This is a genomic window from Legionella parisiensis (assembly GCF_001467945.1).
GTDB classification, from domain to species: Bacteria; Pseudomonadota; Gammaproteobacteria; order Legionellales; family Legionellaceae; genus Legionella; species Legionella parisiensis.
The window spans coordinates 2,713,798-2,739,128 of record NZ_LNYQ01000013.1 but is presented as its reverse complement, the minus strand read 5'-3'; the positions used below and the strand labels follow the sequence as shown (position 1 = coordinate 2,739,128).

Genomic DNA, 25,331 nt, shown 5'->3' with positions numbered 1-25,331 from the left:
GTAAGAATCTGTTTTATAGATCAAATTACCTGAAAAAAAGAGCAAACACAATTCATGATCAACTCTAAAAATTTACAGGGTTGGATTTGGTGTTCTTTTTGTACGTCTTTGATGAACTATATAGTACAAACCCGGTAAAACCAGTAACGTTAAAAAAGTAGAAGAAATAATTCCGCCAATGACTACGGTTGCTAAAGGTCTTTGTACCTCAGAACCAGTACCTGTTGCCAATGCCATAGGCACAAACCCCAAAGAAGCAACCAGTGCGGTCATTAGCACTGGCCTAAGTCTTGTCAATGAGCCTTTCAACACGGCATCTTTCAAATAGAATTTTTTCTGTTCGTATAATTTATTGATAAAAGTAATCATAACCAGACCATTTAAAACCGCCACCCCGGATAAAGCGATAAACCCCACTCCTGCAGAAATAGACAAAGGGATATCACGCAAATACAAAGCAAATACGCCCCCGGTTAGCGCAAGAGGAATACCTGAAAAAACTAAAAGTGCATCACGGATATTACCCAGACTCATAAAAAGTAATAAAAAAATGCCTAATAAGGTAACGGGTACCACAATTTGTAAGCGTTGGGATGCAGATTGCAATTGTTCAAACTGACCTCCCCAAGTAATCCAATAGCCACTCGGTAATTTAACATTTTGCTCGATGCGTTCTTTGGCTTCGTTAACAAATGAACTTAAATCTCGATTCCTCACATTTGCTGTAACCACCACACGACGCTTACCACTTTCACGACTAATTTGGTTCGGACTTTCACTACGTATCGTTTTAGCTACTTCACTCAATGGAATGAAATGGAGATCTCCATCCTTTGCCGGCGGTAAGGGAACAAAAACATTTCTTAATACATCAGGGCTTGAACGCAAAGATTCTGGCAAGCGCACAATTAAATCAAATCGTTTATCTCCTTCAAAAAGCTCTCCGCCTTTCTTACCTCCTGTTGCAATAACAATCGCATCTTGCACTGTACCTGCTTGCAAACCATAACGAGCAAGAGTATCTCGATTTATTTCAATGGTAAGCAGAGGCAAGCCGCTCACCTGCTCTACCTTCACATCAGCAGCACCTGGCACATCTTTAAGTTGCGTGCTGATTGATTCAGCAATTTCTCTTAAGGTATTCATATCATCTCCAAATACCTTTACGGCTACATCACTGCGTACGCCTGAAATTAATTCATTAAACCGCATTTGAATTGGTTGGGTAAATTCATAATTATTTCCTGGAATTTTTGTTACAGCCTGTTCGATTTCTTGCATGAGCGCTGGTTTGGTTTTTTTAGGATTAGGCCATTCTTTTCGTGGTTTTAACATAATAAACGTATCAGCCACATTTGGCGGCATAGGATCAGTAGCCACTTCAGCTGTACCTAGTTTGGAAAAAACAACGCTCACTTCAGGAAACTGTCTGATTCTTTGTTCGACCAAATCTTGCATGGCAATCGCCTGCGTTAAACTGGTACCTGGAATACGCATGGCATGCATAGCAATATCGCCCTCATCAAGGCTTGGAATAAACTCACCACCTAATTGAAAAGCAATGAGAAGGCTAATCAGAACCAAAACTATCGCAGCGCCAATCACCCCATATCGAGCATGAAAACTATGCCGCAAAACTCGCGCATATACTAATGAAATACCGTGCACCAAGCGATTATCTTTCTCTTGAATGCGGCCTCGTAGAAAAATAGCCACTGCAGCTGGCACAAAAGTTAAAGCAAATAACATCGAGGACATCAGGGCAATAATCACTGTTTCCGCCATAGGTAAAAACATTTTTCCTTCTACACCGGTTAATGTTAAAATCGGAAGGTAAACCACAGTAATAATGAATACGCCAAAAATACTGGGTCTGATGACTTCAGTGGTAGCAGAAGTAATAACTTTTAAACGTTCTTCATGCGTTAAAATACGCTGTAATTCATGCTGCTGCTGACCCAAATGTTTCATGCAATTTTCAACAATAATTACCGCGCCATCGACAATTAAACCAAAATCAAGCGCCCCTAAACTCATCAGATTGGCGCTGATTTGATTGCTGACCATCCCCGTGATGGTCAGTAGCATCGATAAAGGAATAACCGTAGCAGTGATCAGTGCGGCACGGATGTTTCCCAAAAATAAAAATAAAATAACGCATACGAGCAAAGCACCTTCAAGTAAATTGTTCTTAACGGTGTTAATCGTGGCATTAACGAGGGCGGTTCTGTTATAAACCGTAACAGCCTCAACCCCCTCAGGAAGAGATTTATTAATTTCCTTCATTTTAGCAGCGACACGTTTAGATACAGTGCGACTATTTTCCCCCATCAACATAAACACAGTACCTAAAACTACTTCCTTGCTATTTTCAGTAGCAGCTCCAGTACGTAACTCTTTACCTAAAACAACATCCGCTACATCTCTGATTCGCACCGGAGTACCCTCAAAACTGGCTATAACAATATTTTCAATATCCGCTATGTTTTGTACTTGTCCAGGAATTCGAATGAGGTTCTGCTCTCCATTGCGTTCGATATATCCTGCCCCCACATTCGCATTATTGCGTTGTAAAGCCTCCACCACACTATTTAAACTCAAACTATATCGCACCAGTTTGCTCGGTTCAGGAGTAATATGAAATTGTTTTTCATAACCACCAATTGTATTGACCTCTGCTACCCCCTCCACATTACGTAATTGCGGTTTAATGATCCAATCTTGGAGGGTACGAAGTTCTGTAGCATTATGATGCTGTGTGACAGGGGCATTAGGTTTGTTCTTCACAACGTACATGAATATCTCACCAAGACCTGTAGAAATAGGCCCTAATGTTGTTTCTGCTTCTGCAGGAAGTTTATCTTTAACCTCTTGTAAACGCTCATTAATCAATTGACGTGCAAAATAAATATTCGTTCCATCTTTAAACACTACAGTAACCTGAGACAACCCATAACGTGATAAAGAACGTGTGTAATCTAAATTCGGTAAGCCACTCATCGCCAATTCGACAGGAAAAGTGATGCGCTGCTCCACTTCAAAAGGTGAATAACCTGAGGCTTCGGTATTAATTTGTACTTGGACATTCGTGATATCCGGTACTGCATCAATTGGGAGGCGCTGAAAATTATATACACCAAGCCCTGCAATAATCAGTGTGAATAAAAGGACGAACCAACGATGTTTTAAAGAAAAGTGTATAATGTTTTCAAGCATCTTTATCCTTAATCCTCATGGCTTGCGCCTTCCTTCCCTAGTTCCGCTTTGATATAAAAACTATTTTCACTGACGTAGCGTTGTCCCGCATCAAGTCCCGAAGTCACCTCGGCCCATTGCTCGTCCTGTTCTCCTAAAATTACTGGGGTTGCCTCAAAATAATCACCTTGTTGAACAAAAACCACATCTTTTTCATTCATTTTCTGGATTGCGGAAAGAGGAACAGCGACGGGAACCGTTTTCTTATTGATAATGATTGCTCCATTAATGTACATACCTGGCAACCAGGAGCGTTCTTCATTAGGCAGAATAGCACGGGCTAAGTTAGTCTGACTGTCTTCAATGCCCAAAGGGGATATATAAGAAATGGTACTCCAGCACTTAGGTCTTCCTTCATCTCCTGTTACGATAACTTCCATTCCCTGCTTTACAAGAGGGGCATTTTTACGGTACAAAGTAAAATCTGCCCATACATTAGCTAAATTTGCTACTTCGTAAATTGGTTTGGTATTTTGCGTCAACTCACCATTCGTAGCATTCTTTTGCACAATAGTACCGTTAATCGGTGCTGTAATCGTGTAGTTTTGTAAACTTTCATTACTTTCTACTGTGGCTAATGTTTCTCCTTTCGTGACTTCATCGCCAAGATTTTTAATCATGGATTTGATAATGCCAGGATAACGTGCATAGATAGGCGCCAATGTATCGCGATTAGGAAGAATTTTTCCTACCACGTTTAATTCCGTTTTGATCTCATGACTTCGTGCTATTGCCGTGTGTATCTTTGCAGCATTAAGGACTGTCGGGCTAATCTTAACTCGCCCTTCGTATGATGCATAATGCCACATCATCTGCTTTCCCAAGAACTCTAATTGAACTGTGGCATCAAAAGAATGAGGCTCTTTAATCACTTCATTGCTTTCTAAAAAATGATTGGCAGGAATAAAAGTAACCGTCTCCTTTTTGCCATTAAATCGTGTTAATAAAAGAGTTAAACGCGCTTTATCCGGAGCAATAATCTTACCATTCGCATAAAAATAAGCTCGGAAATGAGGGGGCATGGCACGCTCAAATATTAAAAGCTCAAGACTTAGATCCCCTTTCTTAAATAAACGGCCTCCGTGGGGACCTTTTTGCAGAGTCTCTTGGAAACCTCTATCGTCAGTCGCACGCGTATTCTTACTCGTCGAGAAAATCAAACTTAAACTCAGTAAGAAAATAAACAATAATAGAAAAAAAAACCATGACCGTGGAAACTTCATTTACTCTCCTTTGTGGGACGAAGTCCTAAAAGTCCCGTAAGCTGAATTAATGCCTTATGATAATCCGCGTGGGCTTGTTGATAGTGCCGTTCTTCTTCATATAATGTATTTAAAGCAAGAGATAATTCAATGTAAGTGTATCGCCCCATTTGGTACCCCTCTTCAGCAAGTTTTATTGATTTACGGGCTAAAGGTAAAAGTGACTCAGTAACTAAATTCGCTTCGTATTCGCTTTGTTGTGCCTGTAAAAAAACATTATAGACATTTTGTCGTACATCAAGCCGTGCTCCTTGATATGCATGCGCCGTTTGCGTAAATTGTGCCTCTGCAGTCAGTATCTTTCCTTGATTTCGATCAAAAACAGGGGCTTGAGCAAAAGCAGAAAGTACAGCTGCATTGCTTCCGTCATCGGAAAAATGACGCCCGCCTAGTTGAATATTTAAATCAGGCCAAACTGATTTTTTAACCGCAGTAATCGTTGCACGCTTTGCTCGAAGTTGCAGTTGCATTTGCATTAATTGCGGACTTTGAGGCAATTTTTTCAAGAGTAATGACAAATCTAATACTACATCGGGTAATCCTTTATCCACCAATGACCTGTCGATTCTTAATCCATCACCTAATAAACGAGCAAGCTTTGCTCGTTGAGAAAGCGCATCGCGCATCGCTTTTTGTTCTTGAATACGTGCCTCACCTAAACGTCCTTGAGCTAATCTTAAATCCAATTCCGTACCCACTCCAGCTTTTACCCTTCGTTCAATGGCTGTAACTATCTCTTCATTCAGGCGAATTAATTTTTTAGTCACTTGATGCCATTGGCCTGCATACAAAGCATCAACATAGGCCACACCAACTGATACATAAAGTACTGCTTTTTGAACTTTAATCTGAGCCAAAGCTGCCAGATAATCTGCATAAGTTGCTTTTTTCAAATAGGAAAGACGATGCCCTAAAGGGATAGGCTGAGTTATAGACGCCGTGGTTTCTGCAGCCTCATAACTAGAGTAGCTGCCTGAACCACCAAAATTTTCAGCAGTTAACATCAGTTGGGGATTGGGGTAGAGTCCGCTTTGGATAAAATAACCACGAATTGCTTGTGCTTTATCCATTTCCGCTTGCAGATCAGGATTATTACGATAGGCAATCTCTAATGCCTCTTTAAAAGTAAAGGGGGCAGCTGCTAGCGCCTCATCACTCATGAAGCTCATCAATAAAACAATGATGAAACCAATATAACGCATTCCTTACCTATAACTGTTCCATGATACTTTTCAAAGTGTAACCCGATTCACTTTCGTTTTATACTACCACTGACATAAACATAAATCCTGTATCATCTATTTCCGATTTTTACCAATAATACATACCCCAGTTTCCTCCTAAGGTGAACCAGAGGAATCATAGGAATTAATAGGAATCTGTGCTATAAAATATAATGGATTAGGTGTTATCCCAACATGGGGGTATGTTCCTGAGTATATAAATTGTTAGGCATAAGAAGAAATGAAAACAATAAGGGAAGATGAGCCGCAAGTTCAATCTATTACGGAAATAATTCACCAATTAAAGCAACCGATAACAACAATTAAAGCTTATTTAGGGGGCTGTGAACTCAGAATACAAAAAAACAATTCAAGCCCGAAACAAATACTTAACGCATTGCAAAAAATTAATGAACAGACTGATTTGTTGAGAAATAAGATTGATTGGATGTATGAGCATGCAGCTCAAGAAAAATTCATAGAAAAACCTACCGATATCCATAATTTGATTATAGAGATAGTTTCACTGTATTCCTATGAAATAAAACATCATGATATTAACTTAATCCTAGATTTTCAGAGACTTTTTTCTAATTTCCGTATTAATGAAATTCAGATCAAACATGTTTTATTTCGTATCTTGAAACAATGTATTCACACCATACAAAAAAATAAGATTCACGCGGCCCAATTAGACATTCAAACAAGAATGGATAAAAAAACGGTGAAAATTATAATCAAAAGTAATTTTTTGATAAATGAGGAGGATTTTGAAAAAGAGCTCTCTTATTGTCATAGCTTTCTTAATAGAAGTAGCGGTGCCTTATTAGCTGAATTATTTGCCAGGAGTATGAGCTTTCAACTTACAGCGTTCCAACAAGGATAATGGATATGTCTTCTGATAAAATTGTTTTTGTTGTTGATGATGATCCCGATATATGTCAATCATTCCGGTGGTTATTTGAGTCAATCAATCTTCAAGTTCAAACCTATGAAAATGCTAAAAAATTTCTTGATAGTTACAATAATCAACCGGGATGTTTAATAATTGATGTACGGATGCCTATAATGAGTGGCTTGGAATTATTGGAGCATCTCAATTCATCGCAAAATAAATTACCAGTAATCGTGATCACAGGTTATGGTGATATTTCAATGGCAATACGAGCAATGAAGGCTGGGGCTGAAGATTTCATCCTTAAGCCTGTTAATCATCAAATTTTATTAGAAACCACACAAAAATGCCTTAAAAAAAATAATAATAATACAGTATCACAGGCGAATTTTCATGAACGAATGAATAGTTTGACCAAACGTGAAAAACTGGTCATGGATTCGGTTGTTGATGGTAAATTAAATAAACAGATCGCTTATGATCTTAATATATCTATATCAACAGTTGAAGTTCATCGTGCTAATGTCATGAGAAAAATGGAGGCAAAATCGTTAGCTGAGCTTATAAAGATTAATCTAATTTATACTGGATCCATTGATTCTACAGAATGAATCTGTTTGATTGTGTATGATCGAAGTTTTTAGAAACATAAATTTGATGCATAAAGATAAAATTTTAAATTCTTACTTTACCACCAAAGCTCAATGAAACTGATTTTGAGGCGTACTATTTGTAGAATTTTCTTTAAATCTCATGGGGTTACGCTTAATGTCCAAAAACATGCTCTCATAGGCCATTTGGTTTATTTGTACTTTACGAAAGCAACAAGGTGTGACGAAACAATAAGATCATTTAAAATCACCAATACGATTACCTCATGTTTAAGTTTGCTCTACTATTAAAATATAAAATAGGATTTCATATATGATAACCACTTTGACACGAACTATTATTTTCACCAGCTTTTTTTCAGGAATTTTTATCAATACATCATTTGCACATTCTCACCATGAATCAAGTGCTATAGGAAATCCAGTAAATTCTACAAAGGCCACCAAAACAATTAAAGTGACTGCTTCAGATGATATGCGTTTTAATTTTTTACATACCCCCATAGTTCATGATGGTGAAATCATAAGATTTGAAGTGACTAATATAGGCAAAGTAGTTCATGAATTTTCTATAGGCGATGAAAAAGAACAAAAAGAACATCAAAAAATGATGCGTACCATGCCAGGTATGGTTCATGCAGATGGTAATACCATCACGATTAATCCTGGTGAAACTAAAACACTGACTTGGCAGTTTAAAGCAAATCCAAAGCATGATGTTGTATTCGCCTGTAATATCCCAGGTCATTTTGAAGCAGGGATGTATATGAAAGTGAAAACTGCCAAACTGGATAGAAACTCTGTTGTCATAGGCATTAGGGGAGCAGTGAGTTAAGGGCTGTTCCGTTTGGTAATCGCCAATCAACGCATCCTTGTTTTCCTTAGTTTTTATAAGTAAGACCACGATTGTTAAAAAAAGCATAGCGAAATTAAAATTGCCAACTCCTGATTAAAGGATTAAGGCCTTTTTTACATGGTGCGATGAATGCATCGGAGCAATCTACGAACGGAGTTATTATGGATAATAAAAACATAGAGCCGTTGTTTGAAGAGGTTGACCAACAAATAGATGGAATTGTATTGTATCTGTTAAAAAAATACGCACTAAAAAATGAATTTTCACCAAAGCTTGATGCTCATTTGAAAGAAAAGAAGAGAGCAGAAACCCTTGCATCGATTTAGTTACACATATTTATTGACGCTCTCATAATAACAGTATCGTGATGAAATTTAATCAACATACAAGATGGATTCAGACCAGAAATACAAGTACGTGCAGAACCTATAATATGAATAAAGACTTTATTACAGCACACAGAAAAAATAACAATAATTTGATAACTCATAAAATGAAAAATGACATGACTCATTCAACAGGGCAAAAAATTATCTAATTTTCTTCGAGACTATTTGCCAATGTAACGACTAGAAATTCCGCGGACTAAACCACGGAATTGGGGTGGGTAAAGATCCGAGCATTTTTTGATTTTTCTATGATGAGCCCATTTTTTTTATAACCACAATAACCAACAGGATCAACAGAATAACTGGTGTAATAAAAAGCATCATTAACGGCCACAAATTAGACCCTACAAATAGGGCAAAAAGAGTGTAAATCAATAAAGGGATGCTTATGAATAAAGGGATACAGGCGATTTTCCGCCATGTACCAGACCATTTCCATAATATGATAAGTTGCAAAATCCAGTAGATAGGAACAGACCAATAAAGAAGTTGTATGAATAAAATATCCCTGGTTGAAAGAGGTTGCTGGGTTGCTGTCACACTAGCTTGTTGCTGTTGATTTAACTCATTGACCCAAGGAGCTTTTGGTTGAGTCACATTGCTGCGGTCTTCCTGCCAAGTTACTGAAAGCGAAAGGGATTTAGTTTCTAAAACCCGCCAGTTGGCATTATATACAGTGACTATCACTGAATCGATTTTTGTTGCTTTATAATAAGATACCCAAGCAATAGCTTGCCCTTCTCCCGCCGGGTATGCTTGGGAAGGATTCATGCGGATATTGTTCTTGAGCTCTTTTCCCAGATAGGCTCCCATAGCCTGGAAACGCAAGGGCTGCTCGCTTTTATAACGAATAAGAACATAGAGCGCTTCATCTTGATGTAATACTGCAGGTGATGCCGGGCTTGTTTCACTTAGTTCCACATTCAATGTAGCAGCTAAGGAGGTATAGGATAGAAAAAATCCGATTAGAAAGAAGAAACATCTCCATATCATGCCAATGTCCCTGAAAAAATAGAGTATTACAGATTAATATGGCAAAAAATAACGGTAAAAGCCAACTATCTGATTAAAAATCAAGGTATTTTTCTGCCAATTTTGGTACAACAAAAAATTTCTTAACGCCTCTATTGCTAAAGGCATGTATTAAATTGAAAAACAATGAGTTTCCTCTGATTCAACTTTCATCTCCCATGTCATAGGAATACATCGCCCAATACATGAAAAATGTCCGGCGGTAAAAAATAAAACATCTGCTGTTCGTCGACCATAAAAAGCTTCATAGTGTTCTTTATCCTTTTCAAACTCATCAATATGGGCTATTTGTTGGTTTGCATGGACAATACCTCTATATGCAGCATAACTAATTTCCGGAACCATTGGAGCTGCCATCATCTCGCATTGATTTATTTTGACATTGTAAATAAACGAAGTAATTTGTTGAAATATACCAATACCCACAGCAGAGAGTGCAAAACCAGCAAGAAATGCTACACCGAGAACAGGTAAAGTGATGGACGTAGCAAAAGGCAAACTGAGGGCTAATGCAACGCCAGCAGCAGCATTAAGAATCCAATGTCTCGACAGTAAATAATACATCCCTACCAGCGGGCCTGATATTGCCAGTGCAAAAAATTTCTTTAGTGGTTTCATTTTTTAGTATTCTTTTAACAATTCAAAAAAGGCGAAAATTCTATCTTATTTTTAAACAACTTGTAATAATAAATAACACTTAATAGTACTGAAAAGTATCTAGAAATGTTGAATCCTACTCCTGGCCGTAAAGCATAGTTAATGCGAACATTGTCATTCCTGAGTAGGCCAGGAATCCATCCAAGGTTCAGCGCATTGTCAATATAACAATGGATCCCCGCCTGCGCGCGGATGACAGAGTTACTTGCAAATTGAGTAAAATGAAACACTAAATACTCTTAGCTTGACGGGAATAGACCCTTGCCTTGCTAAGAAAAATTGAATAACACTAAACCATTATTATCGCTACCGTTGCTAATCCTGCAAAACCAATCAACAACCAATTTTTTCTTCTGCAAAACGGGATCAACGAAATCCACATGCAGTGTTGCAGTGTTATCTTCAAAAACACTTAAACGACCAGAGAAAGTCAAGAACTCTCCTGTGGGTTTCTTTATAAAAATTTTCATGGACGTAGTCACGGTATCAATAAATTGATCATCAATATCCTCTTTACCATGGAAAAAATGAGTAAAATTAAAACGAGTTGTGGCTCCATTTAATCTTCTTTTTACTTGAGTGGATAGTTCAGGACCTGTGACCTGACAGTCATCAAAATGAATAATTGCACGGACATCACTACCGCTCTCAACAGCTTGTACGAGTTGAGGAAAATCGGTGATCTTATTCGTAAATGAATTTGCATGACTTAAGGGAAACAACAAGAGGGTTGCAACTACGACTGATTGCCAAATTCTCATTTATGTCCTCCATGACTCTTTTCCTCATTTGAAGCTGCTCTTAATCAGAATAAATCGTATTAAGCTACTTAACCATGAGGCCTCAGATACGTTAATTGTAGAAGGACTTATCATTTTTTCCATTTTTTTGTCTATATTTTAAAAAAATTTTAATCATGTTTTGGGTAAAGATTGCATGGATAGAGGGGGCGTGAAAATTACCTGCAGAGATAAAATACCATTTTTTATGCACTTGTTGGTGCTTTACAAGGATTATGCTGTTCAACTCATGAACTTTGCCATGTGCATTATAATTCCTTGGAAATACAAGCTGGAAATCAGGATTTTAATGTGAGTACGCATTAACATTAAAAAATGTTGAGCAAGCCTTTATGCAAAGCCCGAAGTTGCTTTCGTTTGCGGATTATGATTTGATTTTGGTAAAGGAATTAACTGATTCATAAAATGGAATACTTCGTCTATTTACTGCTTTTAGTCTCGCTGCTGATTGTAGTAATGTACCAACTTGAGTTCATCTCATTGAATCGCTTAATCCCTGATTCATCAAAACAGAATGCTTTAGAACATGAAGATTTATTAACTCTTTTTGATAAATTTAATTACAAACATGAAGACGGCATTTGTCATGGCTTTACCTTAACCTGGGCGCAAGAAACAGCACTTGGATTAGAATATCAATTTTATAACCGGCTCAATCTGATTAAGCGAGAAAAAAGGACACTACCCGATACGCTACAAGTCATCAGCGAGAAAATAAGATCCAGTCAGACCTTGTCCAGAAAAGAACAAAAGCGCAATGAAATCAGACCTTTTCTTGAAGCCATTTGTCTGGCTCAATCCCCCGATGATTATCATGAGATTTATGCTCAAGTGATTCAACAGTCTAATATTGATATGATTTATAAGATGATTAAACTTAATCTCTGTAGGAATCAAAACACCGTCAAGAGCCTGTTTAGTAAAACACTAAGTTTGGCGTCTCCTCAAAGCGTCAAAGAATTTTTACAGCAACTGTATATTATCTTACCGATTAAAAATCATGTTGTGGTAGTTTGTAGTAGTGAAGAACATACCGTTGGTTTTAAAAAGCATAAGGACAATACATGGTTATTCATGGATATCAATCACTTATATGAACAAAGTGAAGAATTCCCTTATCAATTATTAACCAGCGAGGAACTCTGTCCTATACTTTATAAATCTCTCTTTGAATCGAGTAGGAGCTTGGTATTTCACTGCTCTTTCATTGCAACATCAGGAATACGGAACTTAGCAAAAAAAATCCGCGCGATTGATGATTTATATCCAGTCGATTCAGAGAACATCCAAATCAACAATTGTCGCGGCTATGGCGCGCTTGCTCTGGCAGTTCAAAATGATGATAGAAGTACGGTATGGAGAATACTACGATTACACAATCAATCACCGGTTATCAGCGAATCCGAATTAGAAAATGCATTCTTTTATGCGGCGGCCTGCAATCGGTCGAGTATTATGAATCAACTAATAAATATGCCAAAAATCGATATCAACAGTCCTTGTAGCCATGATGACTCTCCGCTGGGAGTGGCTTGCAGGTATGGCAGTGAAAGTATTGTACAATTGTTGCTTCGCGATGCAAATATTAATGTGAATAAACAAAATTCCAAAGGCATGACACCCTTAATGCTGGCCTGTAAATCATCTTATACACAAAAAAATCCTGCGTTATTCAAGTTGCTTTTAGCAGCCAAAGCCAATGTGAGCCTTACTAATGCCGATGATGAAACAGCCCTTGATATTGCAAAGAAACACGATAATCAGGCAGCATTGAATGTTCTCGTGCCTTATAGTTCCCAAACTGCCTCAAAATCCAGTGCTGATTTATCACATAGCCGTCGTGAAACAATGGCAACATCAGGTACTCTTACTTTTTTTGATAAACACGATAAATCTATGGACAGGGCTGCGCCAGCGTTGCAATTTTCCGGATATTCAAAAGTTAAATGAATGATCTGCTTGCTATCATTCACTAAGTTATTCTATTTTTTATTTCAAGTTGAGCAACTTGAGCAGGAAGAAATTCATTGATGATGAGCACATTGCTGGATTATCGGCACGTATAACAGATTTAATTGCGAAATTGAGAAACATAGTCTGGCTGCTTGCAGCCAGATTCTATAAGAGCAACTAGGCTGCCATGCTTGAAGTCTCTTGAAGAACTTGACCTCGTCACGTTAAGATGTCCTCATTATTTTTAGCGCACGCGCACAAAATTTTTAATAATAAATAACAAAATAGGAGAATGATAAAGAAATGAATCCCAAGGAATATAGTGTGCAAAAAATACTGGAAAAAGATGTAAATCTCAAAATAAATCAACAAAAATTTGAAGTAAAGGGAGTTTACAAAAGCTTTTTATTTACAAGTTCAAGTCTTTACAAACATAAAAGGAAACAACCCTCATGAATGAGAGTAATAATCAAAAGCAACAACGCTCAAACGAAGAGCTCATTAATTTCAGAAAAAATCACTTTTTACCTACCGCTGCTTTTTACCATAAAGAACCAATTCAACTTGTCAAAGCACAAGATACTTATGTATGGGACTCTGAAGGAAAGCGTTACCTTGATGCCATAGGTGGAATTGTTTGCATTTCAGCAGGACATAATCATCCCAAAATCAAAAAAGCACTTATTGATGCGATAGAAAATGATGAAATTCAACACACAACCCTTCTTTATCTAAACAAGGCCCCCGTCGAAATGGCAGAACGTTTACTTGAAGAAGCTCCTGATGGTATGGACAGAGTATCTTTTACTAACTCGGGTTCAGAAGCTAATGAATTGGCCATAATGGCAGCGCGCCATGCAACTGGAGAAACAATGGTAGTGAATGTACGACACTCTTATCATGGAGGAACATCAGCTGCACTTGCCTCATGTGGCCATTCAATCTGGAGATTCAAGGCACAGCCAGTTACCGGCGTCACCTCTGCCCTTGAACCTTATTGTTATCGGTGTCCGTTTAACCAAAAGCCAGACAGCTGCGATTTATCATGTGCAAAAAATGTTGAAACAACCATTCAGAATTCAACTCATGGAAAGATCGCTGCGTTTATACTGGAACCTGTGATGGGGGTAGGTGGTTTTATTACTCCTCCTGATGAATATTTTAGCGAGGTTGCCCGTATCGTGCACAATTACGGAGGCAAATACATTAGTGATGAAGTCCAAACTGGAGCTGGCCGCGGTGGTGGTGATCTTTTACTTACCAAAACCCTAGATATCGATGCCGATATGGTGACCATGGCTAAAGGACTAGGTAATGGAGCTCCGGTAGGGGCAGTACTTATGAAAACTGAGGTGGCTGAAACAATGACTGGCAAAACATATTTTAATACCTTTGCTGGCGACCCTTTACAAATGATCCAATCCAGGATCACATTGGAAATTATTAAAGAAGAACAGCTGGTTGAAAACGCGCAAATTATGGGCGACCTGTTAAAAGATGGATTCCTACAACTGCAAAAGAAATACCCCATCATTGGAGATGTTCGCGGTCGTGGTTTGCTTTTAGGGATTGAACTCGTCAAAGACCTCAAAACAAAAACACCGGCGTCTGATGAAGCATTTCAATTAATGGATCTGTGCAAGGAAAAAGGATTGTTAGTTGGCAAAGGCGGTCAGTTTGGAAACGTTTTCCGAATAGCGCCACCGCTGACAATTAATCGAGAACACGTTAATTTCATTCTGGAAACACTTGATCAATCTTTATCAGAACTGGAGCGCTTGCATTCTCTATAAAAAGCAATAGAGATGTTGAATTTGACCTGAGTGATCGTCCGTTTTTAATTATCCTTATATCCCTGCTTTCCGCAAGCCGCGGGAAGTAGTAAACTGAAAATCCCTCAGGTCATTTGGGTCCAGCATCAAGTTGATTTTGCATAGACTTTTGAGGTTCACCATGTACTTCACGTACTAAAGCCAACCATGCTTTAGCAGCATCAGAAAGATAAGCATCATGGCGCCACGTCATGGCCATATCCCACTGAAACTCATCTCCTTCAAGTAATGCAAAACGAACTTGAGGGTTTAATCGTTCATAGGCAATCATTCGTGGTAAAAATGCAACGCCAAGGCCTGCGCTAACTAGTTCTACCATAAAATCAATCTGACTGGTTTGAGCAACTACTTTGGGCTCGAAACCTGCTCGATGACCCGCATCCAGTATCATGCGATATAAGGCAAAATCTCGACTAAACAAGATAAACGGTGTCTCTTTAAGTTCTAGAAAAGAAATTGTGTGTCGGTTTGCCAATGGATGAACTGATGCCAACAGTGCCACAAGAGGTTCACTACGGATTAGTTGACAATCAAACTCTTCAGCAACAGATAATAATGTTCCAGCAAAATCGATTTCACCTGCGCGTAAACATTCTGCAAGCTTAATACTTCCATGCTCAATAAGTTCCACCTCAATGCCTGGATAGCGTTGATTATATTCAGCAAAAAGAGGGGCAAATAAAGTACTACTCCCAACCGGAGCAATACCCAAACGCAGATGCCCTTGCTTCAACCCGCGGATTGCAGCAAGCTCTTTGATCAGATCGTCTCGATCAGCAAGCAGCTTAACGCCTCGGCGATAAACAATTTCCCCCGCAGCAGTCGGTACATTACGTTTCTTAAATCGATCAATAAGAGGAACGCCCAGCTCATCTTCAAGCTGCTTTATCGCTTTGCTCACTGTTGACTGAGTAGCAAAAAGAGTTTCCGCAGCCTTGGAAAAACTGCCTTGGCGCACAACCTCAATGAAAGATCGGAGTAATTTAAATTCCATAATTATTCCATTCAAGAATGATCATTAGTCTATAAATTCATTTTATTCATATTATAGAAAAGTGTAAAATACACGGAAACAGGAAATGAACAATATGACTAGATATTTAACATTAAAAATACAGCACAATTCGATACTCCAAGTGGGTTTGGTGTGTCTATTTTGGCTTTCTAGTGAACTTATTGTTCATTTTCTAAAACTTCCTTTTTCCGGTGGATTCTTTGGCCTAGGAATGGTTTTGCTGCTTTTAGCTTCAAAACGCTTAACGCTGAATCTCATAAAAAATGGAGCAGAACTAATCCTTAGAGATATGTTACTTTTTTTTATTCCAGCCGTACTTGCGCTACTTGAGCATCATGAGCTGATCGGTCTTTTGGGGCTTAAAATTCTCTTTGTAATTTTGCTCAGTACATTATGTGTGATGCTTGTCACTGCGATTGTTGTGGATTATTCTTATCGGAGAACTAATCGTGCTAAGTCCCATTCTCTTTAAATCATTAGCAGCACTTTTCTGGTCCTTCATAACCATAGGCCTATATTTCATCACCAAAAAATTATATAGCCGATGGTCATTTTGGTGGTTAATGCCACTTGTTTTAACACCCGTAATTATTGCGGGCCTTGTTCTTTTGCTGCATGTAAGTTATCAAGATTATGCTCATGGAACAAAATGGTTAGTTCAATTAATTGGACCAACAACGGTCGCTTTCGCAATTCCCATTTATGCACAACGTGCACTCATTTGCCAACATTGGCGAATACTTATAATTGGGGTAATTGCCGGAAGCTTCACTGCAATATTATCGAGTTGGTCATTAGCACTACTTGTGGGCCTTGATGAAAATATCCGATTAAGCTTGCTATCCCGGTCGATTAGCACACCCTTCGCCCTGGAAGTATCGCAAAGTATTGGAGGCATCCCTGAGTTGACAGCTATATTTGTGATTATTACCGGTATATTGGGAGCTATTATTGGGGAATCCATTCTGAAGCACTTATCGTTTCATTCACCCCTGGCTCGAGGAGCGCTTTTGGGTGCTGGAGCGCATGCTGCAGGAACTGCGCAAGCCTATAAAATAGGCCATGTTGAAGGAACGATTGCGAGCATGGTCATGATTTTATCGGGTCTTTTCAATGTTCTGCTTCTCCCTCTAATGAGCCATCTGCTGAAATAAATGAATTATCATGAGCGACATTGACTGATTAGGAAACTGCTTGGTATTCTAAAACTGCAGACCGTGAAAATTTTTTTTATGAATAAGTTATTGATAGCAAAAAAAGTTTAAGAAGTGAGTAAAAATAGATTCCATTAATCTGAAAAAAGTTTTAAATTCTATTTTCCATTCATAATAAGAACATTTCACCATGCATCTAAGATTGCTTTTTTTATTATCATTTTTTGCTCATGCTGCGCTTGCAAGTCCATGGTTCACAGGACCTCTGCTCGCTCCAGCAGGAAAAACAATTCCAGCAGGTCATATAAATTTTGAACCTTATGCATTTTATAGCGGCTATCCCAAAGGCTTTAGAAATTTTGAAGTTCTTCCTATTTTAAGCATAGGGATGCTTAGTTTTGTAGATTTACAAACTTCTCTGCCTTATGACGTCAGTTGGGACGATAGACAACATGGAAATGGCATTGGCGATTATAGCTTGGCCTTAGGGGTTCAAATTCTGCGGCAAAAAGAGAATTCATGGCTTCCTGATCTCCGTGTGGTTGTGCAGGAGGTTTTTCCCACCGGACGCTTCGAAAACCTGGATCCACAAAGATTGGGTACCGATCAAACGGGTTTAGGCGCTTACCAAACCTACCTTGGTTTTAACTTTCAAAAATTGATTCAGTTTCATAATGGACGTTACTTACGAACACGTTTGAGCTTGGTTGGTGCAAGATTTAGTGAGATTACCGTAGATAACGTGAACGTTTTTGGCGGCGCCACCGGAACCAGAGGTATAGTAAAACTTGATAATAGTTACTCTGCTGACTTGGCATTTGAGTACACGCTAACGCAACACTGGGTTCCCGTTTTTGAAGCTCTATATGTACATAGTCCGGGAAGTCAGTTTGATGGTAATCCAGGACTTACTCCAGGTGGAGCTCTTGCAGGTATAGGAGGGAAGGCAAACGAGCAAGTTTCACTGGCTCCCGCCCTCGAATATAATTTTAATTCCAATCTCGGTCTTATTGGCGGTGTTTGGTTTTCTGTAACAGGACCCCACGCAGCCAAATTCGTGACTGGGGCCCTTGCGCTGAATTGCTATTTTTAAATCTTGTATTCGACTGCTCTTGCTTAAGCAGCAGGAGCAGTTATTATGCAAACGTCACTCTCATCCTTTGGTAAATCTTTAACAATCCACTTATCTTTTAATTCTTCTTCTCTATCAGTTTTTGCATCACTGAAAAATAAGGTCTTGCCTAAAGCTAAACGCCCTAGCCCTATAAAAATCCCTACAAGAGCGAAAGCGCTAACGACCATAGCGACATCAGCAACGAAGCGAAGCCTGTCATTGCGATGACTAAATTCGGTGTTTGCAGTGTCAAGTATATCTTTAACTTGCTTTTGTAATGGATCGCTTGATAAACGTATATCCAAGGCTTTGCCATAAAATTGATTTACTGATTGATCATAGTCGCTATCGTAATTTTTCTCTTTGCTGAGGTTAATTTTTTGATCTCGGAATTTTTTTAAACTTAACAAATCTTGAATCAATTCAGAGGTAAATTTTGTATGTGCTTCTTCTTTTGAGTTTGCCTCTACTTTTTTTAGAATCGCTTGTTTGAACGTTTCATCGTGTAGCGAGGCATCTATTAGTTGGCTTTGCAGATTACTATCAATAATGCTATCAAGTACGGTTTCCAGTTCCTTGAGAAGTGTGTCTACACGGTCACTTTGATCCTCCAGCTTAATCGCATTATCACCTAAAAGTGTTTCATAAATCGCTTTGGTCCTTGTTGTTTGTTTATGAACTTTTTTGGCACACTCAGAAGTCACTTTATTACTTAAACCTGAAAAATTCTCTATAATAGTAGAAAATGATTTATTTTCGAATACTTGCTGCTTAGCCGCCACAGAACTCGCTTGTGCTAAATGGCTATGCAATGCAAACAGGCTATCTTCTTTTTGTTTTACATCATACTCAGCCTTGAATATTTCTTTGGACTGAACCGGCAGCTTGTCAAATAATTGACTGAAGAGCGCAAAGTTCTCCCTCTTCTCCTCCATTGTTTCTGATGCATTAATTTTATCAAGATAAAACTGGCATACACGCTTCTTTTCATCAATCAATTGAGGTTTATAGGACTTCCGCTCATTCTCTGTAAGCTTCTGATATTCCTGTTCCAATACTTGAAGTGCCCTGTACTGATCTGGCTCTTCCACTAAATTGTGCAACAGTAATAAGAATTCTTGTAGTTGCATGAATTCCGCTTGAGCCTCTTTAATAACCTCGTTAGCACTAAAAATTAAAGGGCACTCTTGCGATAAAAGCTGCATTTCCCCCAAAAATCTCTCTTTAGTTTGCAGCACAGAACTTTCTTTAAACTGATCAACTAATTCCCAAAAATGACGAATTTGATGTAAAACTGCAATTTTTTGCGTCACATTTTCTTTACGCCTTTTGAAATCCACTTGTTCAGTTTCTAAGGCCAGATTCATACATTGCCAAAATTCTTGATTACTCGTAATGCGTTTCACCAAAATACTAGGCGTTTTTGCATTCAACTCTTCGAGGCATATAGTAGCAAGTTGTACACCATTCATTGTTTTTAATGCTTCATCGCTGATGGGATAGAAAAACGGACTTTCAAAAACTACCTTAGGAGCTTCTTCTGAAATTTTAGCAGGATGTTTCGCTACCGCTTCACGTGCTTTTTCAAATCGCTCCATCGCCTCCTTCAATGAAGTTGCGGTACGACTCATATCTTCCCATGAAGAGTTAAGTGCTTGCAGGTTTTGTAAAGTTCGGAGCATCGCAATCACATCGGCGCCTGCTGTAAGAAGCGCCGTCACCTTACTCCAATAAGACTCAGGAAATTGTTCACTGTAGCGTGCAGCAGGAGCTTCATAAGGCATAAAACGTAAGGTACCAAGAGTTGACTGGTCCAGGGAAAATAAATTTCTTAAGATCGTACTTTCACGATATTGTGCTACAAAAGCATAGCCACCATAAAGTTTAGAATTTTTATCAGAGTATTCAACAAGGAGATTCGTTGTTTGAGAAGAATCATGCTCCCAGAGATTAAGGGTTTCCGCTTGCTGCGCTAAAAAAACTATATATTCATTAAATTGCTTCGCCAAATCATTTAAGTTTAATTCGGTGTAATCAATAAGATTGATTTGGGATAAGGGTAAAAGCTTTTCTTGCCAGCCTGATAATACTTGAGGGAAAGAAACTCCTTCCCTGCCTTTTAAAGGGCTTTGCCTGGTAAGTTCTTTAGCTCGCTCTATTGTTTGTCTCAATTTCTCAATAGATTCCGTATTAATGGAAATAGGAATAGTACACATCACCCAACTTGATTCTAAATCAACTGGCTCTTTTGAAGCAAATGGGTTTTCTAGCTCCATAATTTGCATATCGAGTTGCAAAAGAAAAGCCTGTAGTTCTATTTGCTCTTTTGTAGGAGGTTGCTCACGGAAATGTCTTTTAATTTCCGCGAGTTTTTCCAGGATAATTTTACTTTCTTCCTGCAAGTCATCATATTGATTTCTTAGCAAGAGCTCTTGATGGGTTTGATTAAGCTGAGGATCAATCTCAATTTGCAATTCAAATAATTGTTGAATACGAATAATGGCTTTTCGGTACTCTGGCGGAATATTTTTTATTCCAATCATTTCTTTAATCTGTTCCTTAAAAAGCTCATAATTCTCAATTTGACCTTGTTGTAATTTTTTAATCGTAACTGATAAGTTAGTCTGTAATGCCAAGAAACGTAATTGACTTTCTGTGTCCAATTCCGCTTCACTAATAAAAACTTGATAGACTCGTTTCAAATAACTTTGAAAATCAAGTGCGATATAACTTTTGTACTCATCTTTAGCTGGTTTTGCAGTAGACGGCTTGGTGAGTAACAACTCTAATAGTTGCTCCTTATTTATTTCATCAGACTGTGCTCTCAGTAACTCTAAAAATTCTTTGATTTTCGGCCAATTTTCATCGGTAACTTTAACTTGCATTGCCCCGTATTTATCCGGAGGGAAAACCCCTTTTTCCAATAAGAGTTTTGCTTGATAAACCGGATCGCTAAAATATAAAGACCCTGCTGCAGTATAAGTATCAGAAGCACCTGTTAATGAATGTCCCTGACCAAATTGATCATGATTTTGTTGCACATCCTCAGGGTACTTTTCAGCCCCCCAAACAAATGCTAATGGAGATGCTGCTGGTGCTGATTGCTCCAGTCCAAGCATGAGCAAATTCTCATGGTCATTACGGTGAAAATAAAAATGACCACTATAGCCATTGGTTGATATTTTTTTCCCATAAAAATTCTTTTGCCCATCTCCTCCCATGGCAATGTTAACCCCAAAATCCAGAGCTGACTTGATCATTTCGGGCAATTGTCCTATTACCCCTAACAAAAAACCCTTCCCTTCTACAACATCTCCTTCTCCACCGCGATACACATTATGAGTCGCTGAGCGGGCAAAAATCTTATTGTCCCCACCTGGAGCAGGAAAAAACTTTAATAATTCTTTTCTATTCGCTTCTGATAAGCCTTGGTAATCAAGAATCACGCGGCTAGCATGGGATATATAATCAACAATGCTTAATTGGGTCGATGGGGCTTGTAATTCAGATGATTTGGACAAATAAGAATGCACTCCGAAGTCACCGCAAGCCAAACAGGCCAGCAGCAACTGCGTCATGTTAACTGCATGATCATCCTTCGAATTATGTATAAAGGTATTAGCCCATTGTTGAGCAACATTCACTTGATCTTGATCGATAGAGCAAGAAAGGATCTCAAATTTTTTATCACGCATTTTAAAAAACTAATAAATTAAATTACCAATATGATATCAAATAAAACTTATGGTATTGTTAACGCATGACTGTTTTCTTAAAATAATCAGATTTTTATTGCTTTTATTGTTCAAAATCTATTCTATTTCTTTTATAACCTAAGTGCTTGCCACTTGTCATCTATTGAGTCTGCAATCAATCCGGCTAAATACCTAATAACCCCATCCGTAAAATCACTGTAAAAAAACAGATAATAAAAAATTATAGGATACATGGAAAGAATACTCGAATTATTTTATTCTTAATAAGCTTGAGTACTCAAGCAGTTCATTTAAACATTTATAAGGATAGTAATAATGGATGCATGGAATAGTGTAATTTTTGTAAAAAGTAACAAACCGATGTCTGACATGAATGCAATGGCAAAATGGGAAGGCGTAGAAAAAATGTGGTCTACAACAGGTGAATGGGATTGGTGCATTAAGTTAAATCAAAAAACATCCTCTCCTGAAAAAGCTGAGGCATTTGTTGCCCGCATGCGCGAAGGGCATTGGGCAACAGAAACCAAAACCAATTGGTGGAAAGAAGTCCCTGCAAAATAGTATCATTAGCTCGGGGATAAAATACTCCGAGCTAGCCCCTTATAAATTTTGATTCCCCACCGTTGGTTTTTACCACAAGCCCAGTATTTTCCGGCTTCTAAACGATAAGTTTAAGGCCATACCTAATATGTGCTGGCATAGCTCTAATTGTTTAAGTTTTTATGCTATAACTTTATATATATGAGTATAGAGTTGAGTGACTATTATGCCATCTGATATAGAAAGGTTAACAAAGCTCCGTGATAAACAGCGTAAACAATATGAAGAAGCTCAGGAGCTAGCAGAGAAAACATTACTTAAAGCCATGGGCACTCCTCCAAAAATTGAAGACTATGAATCTGCAATGAATGCTTTTAAGAAAGCCAACGGACTTGCTTATCAAACCTATCAACGAACTCAGCAAATTAATAATGCTAAATCTGATGATGCTTTTAAAGAATATGATAAAACGTGTGAAGAGAATAATGCTAAATCACGAGCTGCCGGTGAACGGTCAGCAAAAGGAGAAATTACCCATGAAGAGTATTTAAAAATAAAAGAGGAATGTGATAAAGCAAATGAGGAAGCCTATGAAAAGGCAGTAAAAATTAAAGAAGCAAATGATAATGCCAGTAAAGAAGCCTATGAGCAATATAAGGCGATTTTTGAAAAAAATGGTAAGGAAATGGATATTGCTAAAAAGCATTATGAGAAGCAGAATCCAAGCCCACCGCCTCTAACTGTTACAGCCAAATCTGAAAATGTTAATGCTGTAGCCTCTGCTTTTAAAGAACATTTTAAAAATGATGAATGGTATAAAAACCACGAACCCCAAATTGAAGGAAATAAGACTACTTTAACCTTTAAATCAGACGAGGATGCACTAAACTTTGCTAAAAAATTAGCGAGTGAGAATCAAAACTTTATTCTGATTGATAAAGAAACAAATAAAGTTTTAGCTTATTCAAAAGATGGGAAGTTATTCAGAGGCGATAAAGAGTTGACAGATGGTCCTTTGCGACCAAGCAAAGAAGAGATAGAAAAGCTGCCCACTTTAGATACATTTCAAAAATCGCAAACGCCGCCACCTACCTCTACAGAAGATAGTCCATTATTAACCTCTCCGCATTCATCCAATCCAGGAGAGAATATCCCTGAAATACCAACGTTAAAACAGCCAATAGAGGAATCCTCTTCAGAAGAGCTAGAAAAACAAAAAGGATTAACAAGCTAAACTGACCCTTATTAAAAAATCTGTCTTAGTACCAGCAGTTTTGTATTAGAATGGATAAAACATATTTAAGTACTATCAGTACATTAGAAGTTAGCACTAACAGAGTTAGGAGACAAGGGTATAAAACATGTACAAATTCTTTGATTTTAAGACATTAAATCAGTCATTAAAGTTAACAGGGCAAGACAGGCTATTTATCTATATGTTTAATCAGGCAAATGATGAAGATAAGCTTAAACTTATAAGAAACCAGAACATTGAAACAATTGTTCGAATCGCTTATAACACCCAGGATGTTGAAACATTTTGTAATTGTGCTGAATTAAGGGAATATTGGGGAAAAATATGGTGCGCCTATGGTGTAGTGTTATCTCAGCAAAAAAATTTACCCTTACTCATGTTTTATTCTCATTCTCAATCAAGTCAATTTGATTTAGTACGCGGAGCCTATTTTTATCACCGGTCACAAGAAGCACGAAAAAGTATAAAGCAAGAATTTGGATTTTCTGAAATTGAATCGGTTAGAATGGCAATTCAATACGGTTCCGTTCATGCGATCCAACGTTACAATGAATATTTATACTATAAATTAGAGCAAGCAAACTCTGAAGAATCCCCTGCTCTTTACCAGGAGCTCATCGCGAATAGTAAACTTATGCTCCCCAATTATGGGAGTTATGGTTATATGGTTTTAGCTGATGCGATAGGTCGTTACTGTTTTTGGTTACTTAAACATCATGACATTGCAAAATCAGAAACTGAATACAAGCATGTTTTACAAGCATTGGATAATGCAGAATTAATTTTAAAAGAAAGCAAATACAGCATCCAAAATGCAAGTATAGGCATAGGTCTTAAATACAGTAATTCCATGGGCTTTGAATTACCATCACAAGCCAAAGATTTTTTTATCGGATATTATGAAAAATCGATTGCCTCCCTGGAAGATCCTGGATTGTTTACCCCAGGAGATATCTAATAATAACTCAAATAGTCTATAATTTAAAATATTATTCCTTTTTTATAAAGGAGATTTTTATTATGCCCAAAATTTATATTACCTATGCGATTACTCCTGACAAAGAACTCATTATTTCAAGTTATCATGAAGGGACTCAGTCAAAATCTAATGCTGCTCAATTAGCAAGAAAAGCAGGTGTATCATTAAAAGACTTAAAAGGAATAAATGAAGATTTTCCCGAGGCGTCCCAAAGTGCCATACAAAATAAGTTGCTCGAATTATTAACCTCGATTACTCATGGTTTAGATTTTAATAAGGTAACTTATCGTGGTGATTTAAACCTATGTACTAGTAATAAAGCTCCAACAGATTGTTTATTTGATGGCACGCTAAATCGCTTTTTTTCTGGAAAAGAGGTTCATTTAATTTTAGAGTCAGCCAATAAAGAGTATGTGGAAGAGGGTATACAGCTAGCGGATAGAAATGGATTGACCGGAGCAATTATTCAAACCAAAACATCATCATCAGATAAGCTATCTAAATTTTATCCGGCCCCAGAAGAGCAACTTAACAATAATGCTGTCCCAATCCCAGATCAAAGTGCACTAGCTCAAGATACAGTTAATATTAGAGATCCTCAAACTTTTAGTAATGCTTTGGCAAAAATTGGAGTTTTTAATACCGCAAATAACTCCAACAATGCGGGGCCTACTGAAGAAGAGAAAATATCGCCTCCGAGAACTACTAACAAAACCTAAGTCTAGTTGTCATCACTGCGAAGGCAGGGATGACAGGCCGCTATGATTTGACTGAAATTTTACAATTTATGGGA

The 25,331-nt window shown here is 37.9% G+C and carries 21 protein-coding genes; 13 read left to right on the top strand and 8 right to left on the bottom strand.

Going from position 1 to position 25,331, the window contains the following annotated elements; translation table 11 throughout:
• Positions 1 to 72 precede the first annotated feature (72 nt).
• Genes Lpar_RS18160 through Lpar_RS18150 form a run of 3 tightly spaced genes read right to left on the bottom strand, consistent with a single transcriptional unit; the run spans position 73 to position 5,677 of the window.
• Positions 73 to 3,216, bottom strand: a complete 3,144-nt coding sequence (locus Lpar_RS18160) for a CusA/CzcA family heavy metal efflux RND transporter (protein WP_058519168.1) — start codon at positions 3,214 to 3,216, stop codon at positions 73 to 75.
• A gap of 8 nt (positions 3,217 to 3,224) precedes the next feature.
• A complete protein-coding gene (locus Lpar_RS18155; RefSeq protein WP_058519167.1) occupies positions 3,225 to 4,478 on the bottom strand; it encodes an efflux RND transporter periplasmic adaptor subunit in 1,254 nt (417 codons plus the stop codon).
• Positions 4,475 to 5,677 (bottom strand): TolC family protein, encoded by a 1,203-nt coding sequence (locus Lpar_RS18150; protein WP_420324269.1) that lies wholly within the window; start codon positions 5,675 to 5,677, stop codon positions 4,475 to 4,477. The genes Lpar_RS18155 and Lpar_RS18150 overlap by 4 nt, the downstream gene beginning before the upstream one ends.
• Positions 5,678 to 5,981: 304 nt before the next feature.
• On the opposite strand from Lpar_RS18150, the gene Lpar_RS18145 reads away from it, so the two are divergent.
• The 4 genes from Lpar_RS18145 to Lpar_RS19180 all read left to right on the top strand — a co-directional run bounded on the left by Lpar_RS18145 (position 5,982) and on the right by Lpar_RS19180 (position 8,428).
• Positions 5,982 to 6,626, top strand: a complete 645-nt coding sequence (locus tag Lpar_RS18145; protein ID WP_058519165.1) for a sensor histidine kinase — start codon at positions 5,982 to 5,984, stop codon at positions 6,624 to 6,626.
• A 5-nt stretch (positions 6,627 to 6,631) separates the two neighbouring features.
• Entirely contained in the window at positions 6,632 to 7,246 is a 615-nt protein-coding gene (locus tag Lpar_RS18140; protein ID WP_172465762.1) for a response regulator transcription factor, read from the top strand.
• Positions 7,247 to 7,559: 313 nt separating this feature from the next.
• On the top strand, positions 7,560 to 8,081 hold the full coding sequence (locus Lpar_RS18135; protein WP_058519163.1) for a cupredoxin domain-containing protein: 522 nt from the start codon (positions 7,560 to 7,562) through the stop codon (positions 8,079 to 8,081).
• Between the two features lie 182 nt (positions 8,082 to 8,263).
• Positions 8,264 to 8,428 carry a hypothetical protein gene (locus tag Lpar_RS19180; RefSeq protein WP_165482432.1) on the top strand — a complete coding sequence of 55 codons (165 nt, stop codon included), beginning with the start codon at positions 8,264 to 8,266 and terminating at the stop codon, positions 8,426 to 8,428.
• A gap of 309 nt (positions 8,429 to 8,737) precedes the next feature.
• Here the strand turns inward: Lpar_RS19180 and Lpar_RS18125 are convergent, their stop codons facing one another.
• The 3 genes from Lpar_RS18125 to Lpar_RS18115 form a co-directional block, all read right to left on the bottom strand.
• On the bottom strand, positions 8,738 to 9,484 hold the full coding sequence (locus Lpar_RS18125) for a hypothetical protein (RefSeq protein ID WP_082650421.1): 747 nt from the start codon (positions 9,482 to 9,484) through the stop codon (positions 8,738 to 8,740).
• Positions 9,485 to 9,634: 150 nt separating this feature from the next.
• Complete coding sequence (locus tag Lpar_RS18120) at positions 9,635 to 10,141, bottom strand: hypothetical protein (RefSeq protein WP_058519160.1); 507 nt, start codon at positions 10,139 to 10,141, stop codon at positions 9,635 to 9,637.
• A gap of 308 nt (positions 10,142 to 10,449) precedes the next feature.
• Complete coding sequence (locus tag Lpar_RS18115; RefSeq protein WP_058519159.1) at positions 10,450 to 10,941, bottom strand: hypothetical protein; 492 nt, start codon at positions 10,939 to 10,941, stop codon at positions 10,450 to 10,452.
• A 444-nt stretch (positions 10,942 to 11,385) separates the two neighbouring features.
• On the opposite strand from Lpar_RS18115, the gene ankG reads away from it, so the two are divergent.
• Both ankG and Lpar_RS18105 read left to right on the top strand, forming a co-directional pair.
• On the top strand, positions 11,386 to 12,930 hold the full coding sequence (gene ankG / locus Lpar_RS18110; protein WP_058519158.1) for a Dot/Icm T4SS effector AnkG/AnkZ/LegA7: 1,545 nt from the start codon (positions 11,386 to 11,388) through the stop codon (positions 12,928 to 12,930).
• A 455-nt stretch (positions 12,931 to 13,385) separates the two neighbouring features.
• On the top strand, positions 13,386 to 14,726 hold the full coding sequence (locus Lpar_RS18105) for an aspartate aminotransferase family protein (RefSeq protein WP_058519157.1): 1,341 nt from the start codon (positions 13,386 to 13,388) through the stop codon (positions 14,724 to 14,726).
• A gap of 109 nt (positions 14,727 to 14,835) precedes the next feature.
• On the opposite strand, the gene Lpar_RS18100 is transcribed toward Lpar_RS18105, so the two are convergent.
• Complete coding sequence (locus Lpar_RS18100) at positions 14,836 to 15,759, bottom strand: LysR family transcriptional regulator (protein ID WP_058519156.1); 924 nt, start codon at positions 15,757 to 15,759, stop codon at positions 14,836 to 14,838.
• Positions 15,760 to 15,853: 94 nt separating this feature from the next.
• Here Lpar_RS18100 and Lpar_RS18095 point away from each other — a divergent pair, with 94 nt between their 5' ends.
• The 3 genes from Lpar_RS18095 to Lpar_RS18085 all read left to right on the top strand — a co-directional run bounded on the left by Lpar_RS18095 (position 15,854) and on the right by Lpar_RS18085 (position 18,027).
• A complete protein-coding gene (locus Lpar_RS18095; protein WP_082650420.1) occupies positions 15,854 to 16,252 on the top strand; it encodes a CidA/LrgA family protein in 399 nt (132 codons plus the stop codon).
• Complete coding sequence (locus Lpar_RS18090) at positions 16,230 to 16,934, top strand: LrgB family protein (protein ID WP_058519154.1); 705 nt, start codon at positions 16,230 to 16,232, stop codon at positions 16,932 to 16,934. The genes Lpar_RS18095 and Lpar_RS18090 overlap by 23 nt, the downstream gene beginning before the upstream one ends.
• A 190-nt stretch (positions 16,935 to 17,124) precedes the next feature.
• Entirely contained in the window at positions 17,125 to 18,027 is a 903-nt protein-coding gene (locus Lpar_RS18085; protein WP_058519153.1) for a transporter family protein, read from the top strand.
• A gap of 23 nt (positions 18,028 to 18,050) precedes the next feature.
• Here the strand turns inward: Lpar_RS18085 and Lpar_RS18080 are convergent, their stop codons facing one another.
• Complete coding sequence (locus Lpar_RS18080) at positions 18,051 to 21,743, bottom strand: LepB GTPase-activating domain-containing protein (protein ID WP_058519152.1); 3,693 nt, start codon at positions 21,741 to 21,743, stop codon at positions 18,051 to 18,053.
• A 336-nt stretch (positions 21,744 to 22,079) separates the two neighbouring features.
• On the opposite strand from Lpar_RS18080, the gene Lpar_RS18075 reads away from it, so the two are divergent.
• From Lpar_RS18075 to Lpar_RS18060, 4 genes are all read left to right on the top strand, one after another.
• Positions 22,080 to 22,325, top strand: coding sequence for a hypothetical protein (locus tag Lpar_RS18075; protein WP_058519151.1), 246 nt, complete (start codon positions 22,080 to 22,082; stop codon positions 22,323 to 22,325).
• A 205-nt stretch (positions 22,326 to 22,530) separates the two neighbouring features.
• The gene (locus Lpar_RS18070) at positions 22,531 to 23,538 is read left to right on the top strand and encodes an SHOCT domain-containing protein (protein WP_058519150.1); all 1,008 of its coding nucleotides are present in this window, start codon (positions 22,531 to 22,533) and stop codon (positions 23,536 to 23,538) included.
• 127 nt (positions 23,539 to 23,665) lie between these two features.
• Positions 23,666 to 24,517 carry a DUF5630 domain-containing protein gene (locus Lpar_RS18065; protein ID WP_058519149.1) on the top strand — a complete coding sequence of 284 codons (852 nt, stop codon included), beginning with the start codon at positions 23,666 to 23,668 and terminating at the stop codon, positions 24,515 to 24,517.
• A 62-nt stretch (positions 24,518 to 24,579) separates the two neighbouring features.
• Complete coding sequence (locus Lpar_RS18060) at positions 24,580 to 25,257, top strand: hypothetical protein (RefSeq protein ID WP_058519148.1); 678 nt, start codon at positions 24,580 to 24,582, stop codon at positions 25,255 to 25,257.
• Positions 25,258 to 25,331: the final 74 nt, after the last annotated feature.